General features: G+C 63.4%; 5 protein-coding genes. 3 read left to right on the top strand and 2 right to left on the bottom strand.

Features of this window, described 5'->3' with window-relative positions:
* The coding region (locus tag AACS18_RS22960; RefSeq protein WP_308810813.1) for a peroxidase family protein at positions 1 to 1,008 on the bottom strand (1,008 nt) is incomplete at its 3' end.
* 145 nt (positions 1,009 to 1,153) lie between these two features.
* Positions 1,154 to 2,857: an HTH-type transcriptional regulator SgrR gene (gene sgrR / locus AACS18_RS00485; protein ID WP_181363367.1), complete on the bottom strand. Its 1,704-nt coding sequence runs from the start codon at positions 2,855 to 2,857 to the stop codon at positions 1,154 to 1,156.
* A 100-nt stretch (positions 2,858 to 2,957) separates the two neighbouring features.
* Here sgrR and AACS18_RS00490 point away from each other — a divergent pair, with 100 nt between their 5' ends.
* The 3 genes from AACS18_RS00490 to AACS18_RS00500 form a co-directional block, all read left to right on the top strand.
* Entirely contained in the window at positions 2,958 to 3,134 is a 177-nt protein-coding gene (locus AACS18_RS00490; protein ID WP_108613440.1) for a hypothetical protein, read from the top strand.
* Between the two features lie 150 nt (positions 3,135 to 3,284).
* Positions 3,285 to 4,553: an O-acetylhomoserine aminocarboxypropyltransferase/cysteine synthase family protein gene (locus AACS18_RS00495; RefSeq protein WP_108613441.1), complete on the top strand. Its 1,269-nt coding sequence runs from the start codon at positions 3,285 to 3,287 to the stop codon at positions 4,551 to 4,553.
* 106 nt (positions 4,554 to 4,659) lie between these two features.
* The coding region (locus AACS18_RS00500) for a glutathione S-transferase family protein (protein WP_181363368.1) at positions 4,660 to 5,225 on the top strand (566 nt) is incomplete at its 3' end.

Below are 5,225 nucleotides of genomic sequence, written 5' to 3' on the forward strand. Positions count from 1 at the left end.
GTACTTGAACAGCAGATCGAAGTAGCCGTTGTCCCATTGAGTCGGGTGGGTGGTCCAGGCCCCCTCGATGCCGCTGGTCACAGTATTGCGGCCGATGCCGCGGCTGTGGTGGTTAATCCAGCCGAGCCCCTGCTCCTCGAGGTTGGCCCCTTCCGGCTCGGGCCCGAGCTGTTTGGCGTCGCCGTTGCCGTGAGCCTTGCCTACGGTGTGGCCACCGGCGGTCAGCGCCACCGTCTCTTCATCATCCATCGCCATGCGGGCGAAGGTAACTCGCATATCCTGCGCGGTTTTCAGGGGATCGGGCTGGCCATCCACCCCTTCCGGGTTGACGTAGATAAGCCCCATCATCACCGCCGCCAGCGGGTTTTCCAGATCCCGCTCGCCGGAGTAACGACCACCCGGCTTGCCGCTGGGCGCCAGCCACTCTTTCTCCGATCCCCAGTAGATATCCTTCTCCGGGTGCCAGATATCCTCGCGGCCAAAGGCGAAGCCGAAGGTCTTGAGCCCCATGGACTCATAGGCCACGGTGCCCGCCAGAATTATCAGGTCGGCCCAGCTGATCTTGTTGCCGTACTTCTTCTTGATGGGCCACAGCAGGCGACGGGCCTTGTCGAGGTTGGCGTTATCCGGCCAGGAGTTGAGGGGGGCGAAACGCTGGTTGCCGCTGCCACCGCCGCCCCGGCCATCGGCGATGCGGTAAGTCCCGGCCGAGTGCCAGGCCATGCGGATCATCAGGCCGCCGTAGTGGCCCCAGTCGGCGGGCCACCACTCCTGACTGTCGGTCATCAAGGCGGTCACATCCTGCTTGAGGGCCGCCATATCGAGCCCCTTCAAGGCTTCCCGATAGTTGAAACCGGCCCCCAGCGGATTGGTCTTGGTATCGTGTTGGTGAAGAATGTCGAGGTTGAGGCTCTTCGGCCACCACTCCATTCTGGACGTCTCGACGGAGGTGGTTCCCCCGTGCATGACCGGGCATTTTCCTGCGGAACTGTCTGAATTGTTGCTCATCGTTTTCCTCATTTGCTCTGCTGTCCATAACCTGAAACAGCATGGCACAGAGGCGTGACACAAACTGTGCAGCAGCGGCCGATTTAGGGATCTTTCACGCAAGCGGCCACGGAACGCCCGTCAGCCGCGACAGAAATTGGACGAACTATGGCGCCTCTGCGGGCTGATGGGTCGGCTCGGGCCGCAGCCAGGCACTGCGAAAATCGAACCAGCCGAGCGCCGTCATCCTCACCCCGTGCACGCCGACCCGGCTCTCCAGCTCCAGCCAGTGGTGAAACAGCGGCACAAACCAGCTCTGCTGCTGCACCCTTGCCAGTAGGGCGCGGGGGCCAGGCTCCTCACCGCTGGCGCGCCACTGCATCAACCCTTGCCACAACTCATGCTGACTGCTCCACACCTTGCGCAGCAACGGGGTGCCCTGCAACCAGGCGTAGGGGGCAAAGGGGCCGGCATGTTCGAGGTTGAGGGTGCCGAGCCAGAGATCCACGTCTTCATCCTCGCCACTCACCCAGCGACCGTAATCGAGGGTGCGCACCTCGAGCCTGATCCCCTGTTCGGCCAGCAGGCTACTCATGGCGTTGGCGCACTCGTTGAACTCCAGATGCTGGTTGAAGCAGGCCAGCACCAGTCTCCCCGGCAACTGCGCAGGCGTGGGCAAGGGCGTGGGCAACGCTTCGCGCCAGTGAGGAAGCAGGCCGAGGGCGCTGGTCCAGCCCCGTTGCAACTCGGGGGCGACCCGCCCCATCAGGGCCACCGGATTGAGCAACTGGCCGAGCCACTGCCGCAGAGCGGGATCCTGCAAGGATCCGGAGCGATCGTCCTGCAGCAGAAAGTAGCATCCCGACTCCAGCTCCGATTCGCCGCGCATGGTGCCGAGCTCAGGGCTGTCGCGCCCCAGCTGCAGGTGGGTCTCCAGCCGCTCCGCCAGTTCAGGCAGCATCCAGATATCGATCTCGTCGAGCAGGGCGCGCAGGCCGAAGTAGTCGTCAAACGCCGCAAGGCAAAGATGCAGGGGATCGTTCACAGCCACCCGGTAGGGGCCGGTGCCCACAGGTTGCAGAGCAAAGCCCGCCTCCCCCTTGAGCTCCCGCGGCAAAATGGTCGCCACCGGCTCCGCCAGCAGGTGGGGCAGCCAGGGATCCGGGCTGTCGAGATAGAGATCCAGGGTGCGCGGCCAGGGGCTCTCCAGCCGAGCCAGATGTGCAAACAGCGGGCGATCCCGCAGGGCCAGCAGGCTCTCCATCACATCTTCCACCACCAGCTCGCGACCGTGGTGAAAACGCACCGCCGGGCGCAGGTAGAAACGCCAGTGACAGGGGCCCAGACACTCCCAGTGGTGGGCGAGATCCCCTTCAATTTCCCCATTTTCCTCATTTCGCCGGGTGAGGCCGTTGAAGATCTGGCGGCTCAGGTGAATTTCGGAGCGGCGCATCGGGCCGGTGGGCAGCAATTGCGGCAGCGGCCGATAGTAGGGCACCCGCAGGATCTGGCGCCCCTCGCGGGTGGCCTGACCGAGCTGTTCGATCAGCAACGGAGTGAGCAAATCGAGGCGATCCTCGGCCAGCCGCACCGCCTGCGCCAGCTGGCCCTGACTGAGCAGATCCCGCAAGCGGCGCCGGGTCAGGCTCTCCTGACTGTCGAGCAAGGTGAGCCGGGAGCGCCGCCCCCGCCCCGCTTCCGCCGACCAGCTGAGCCAACCCTGATCCTGCATCCGCCGCAGCAGCAGGCGGGCGTTGCGCGGGGTGCAGCAGAGCAGATCCGCCACCTCGGCGAGGCTGATCTCCCGCTCATCGCTGCCAAGCAGCTGGGCGAGTCGTTGAAATTGCTGGTAGAGGCGGCCGGTCGGCATAAAAGAGGAAATCCTGTTGCTGTAAGTCATCAGTTTTTACTTCCGCATTTTAGCTCAATACTGCTGATGAACGTGAGAACCACAGTAGAGGAGCACCATCATGATCCACGCCAACCCCCTCAAACCGAACCGGATCCAGCAGACCTTGCGCCGTTACTTCAAGCGGATCCTGCCGCGCCCCTTGCCACTTATCGAAGATCCCATGCAGCAGCTCAACCGCCTGATGCAGTGGGACATGAACCAGATCGATGACAAGGAGTATCGCCGTCGTCTCTGAGTGCGGACCATGCCAGCCACTCAGGACGGGCATCCCCTGCGGGAGACACTGCTTTGCCGGATCTTGCTGTTTACATCGGCCACGGGCCTGATAGATTGGACGTCTATCCATCTATAACTGCAACAAGCAACATCCAACAAGGAGTGTGTGATGAAAGATGCGACCCTGGCCCTGCACCATGGCTTTTCCAGCGACCCCACCACCAAAGCGGTCGCCGTGCCCATCTACCAGACGGTGGCCTACGAGTTCGAGAGCGCCCAGCACGGGGCGGATCTGTTCAATCTGGCGGTGCCGGGCAACATCTACACCCGCATCATGAACCCCACCAACGATGTGCTGGAGCAGCGGATGGCCGCGCTGGAAGGGGGGATGGCCGCGCTGGTGGTCTCGGCAGGTTCCGCCGCCATCACCTACGCTATTCAGGCGCTGACCGCCGCCGGTGACAACATTGTCTCCACACCCCAGCTCTATGGTGGCACCTACACCTTGTTCGCCCACATGCTGCCGAGTTTCGGGGTCGAGGTGCGCTTCGCCAGGGACGACAGCGCCGAGGCCATCGCCGCCCTTATCGACGACAAGACCAAGGCGGTCTACTGCGAGAGCATCGGCAACCCGGCGGGCAACATCGTCGATTTGGCCGCACTGGCCAAGGCAGCCCACGCCCGTGGTGTGCCGCTCATCGTCGACAACACGGTCGCCACCCCAGTGCTGTGCAAACCCATCGAACACGGCGCCGACATCGTGGTCCACAGCCTCACCAAATATGTCGGCGGCCACGGCAACTCGCTGGGTGGCGTCATCGTCGACTCGGGCAAGTTCCCCTGGGCGGATAACGCCGAGCGCTTCCCACAGCTCACCAAACCCGAACCCTCCTACCACGGGGTGGTCTACACCGAGGCCTTTGGCCCGGCTGCCTTTATCGGGCGGGTGCGTACCGTGCCGCTGCGCAATACCGGCGCGGCGCTGGCGCCGATGAACGCCTTCCTGCTGCTGCAAGGGCTGGAGACTCTGAGCCTGCGCATGGAGCGCCACGTGGATAACGCCCTGCGGGTCGCCCATCACCTCAAGCATCACCCCAAGGTGGCCTGGGTCAGCTATGCCGGTCTGCCGGGTCATCCCCACTATCTGCTGGCAGAGAAGTACATGGCCGGTCGCCCCTCGGCCATCCTCTCGTTCGGTCTGAAGGATGGTTACGAGGCGGGGGTGCGCTTCTACGATGCGCTGAAGATCTTCAAGCGGCTGGTCAATATCGGCGATGCCAAGTCGCTGGCCTGCCACCCGGCCTCCACCACCCATCGCCAGTTGAGCGAGGAGGAGCAGGCCAAGGCCGGGGTGAAACCCGAGATGATCCGGCTGTCGGTGGGGATCGAGGCGATCGAGGACATACTGGCGGATCTGGATCAGGCGCTGGAGGCCTGAGTCAGTCAGCAAGGGAGCGGGCATCAGCCCGCTCTTTTTTAGCCATCGGTGAACCGCCCCCCTTGCCCGCTCGTATATCCCATCCTGCCACCGTATCGAGGTCCTTATGATAGTCCTGCACCACCTGAACAAATCCCGCTCCCAACGCATCATCTGGCTGCTCGAAGAGCTGGGCCAGCCCTATGAGATCAAGGCGTATCAGCGCGATGCCACCACCTTTCTGGCACCGCCCGATCTAAAAGCCATCCACCCCCTCGGCAAGTCGCCTGTTATCGAGCTCGACGGCCGGGTGCTAGCGGAATCGGGCGCCATCACCGAGTACCTGATTGCCCGCTACGCCGCCGAACGGCTGGCTCCGGCACCAGATAGCCCCGAGTACCCCGAGTACCTGCAGTGGCTCCACTTTGCCGAGAGCTCAGGCATATTGCCGCTGTTGCTGGATATGTTCGTGCGCAAAGATGGCAGCCCGATGCGTTTCCTGCCGGACTACGCCAAAGCGGAGTGTGCCAAGGTGCTGGGCTACCTCAACGATGTACTGGCCACCCGCCACTATCTGGTGGGGGATCGCCTCTCCGGCGCCGACATCATGAACTCCTTTCTGGTGGATCTGCTGGCGCAAAGCGGCCAGCTGCCCCACTTCCCGCATCTGCAAGCCCACTGGCAGCGCCTCAA

It is taken from the genome of Aeromonas sp. HMWF015 (genome assembly GCF_963878965.1).
GTDB classification, from domain to species: Bacteria; Pseudomonadota; Gammaproteobacteria; order Enterobacterales; family Aeromonadaceae; genus Aeromonas; species Aeromonas veronii.

Coding starts and splice junctions, on each gene's coding strand:
- sgrR (WP_181363367.1), bottom strand. CDS start 2,857: ATGCCGACCGGCCGCCTCTACCAGCAATTTCAACGACTCGCCCAGCTG.
- AACS18_RS00490 (WP_108613440.1), top strand. CDS start 2,958: ATGATCCACGCCAACCCCCTCAAACCGAACCGGATCCAGCAGACCTTG.
- AACS18_RS00495 (WP_108613441.1), top strand. CDS start 3,285: ATGAAAGATGCGACCCTGGCCCTGCACCATGGCTTTTCCAGCGACCCC.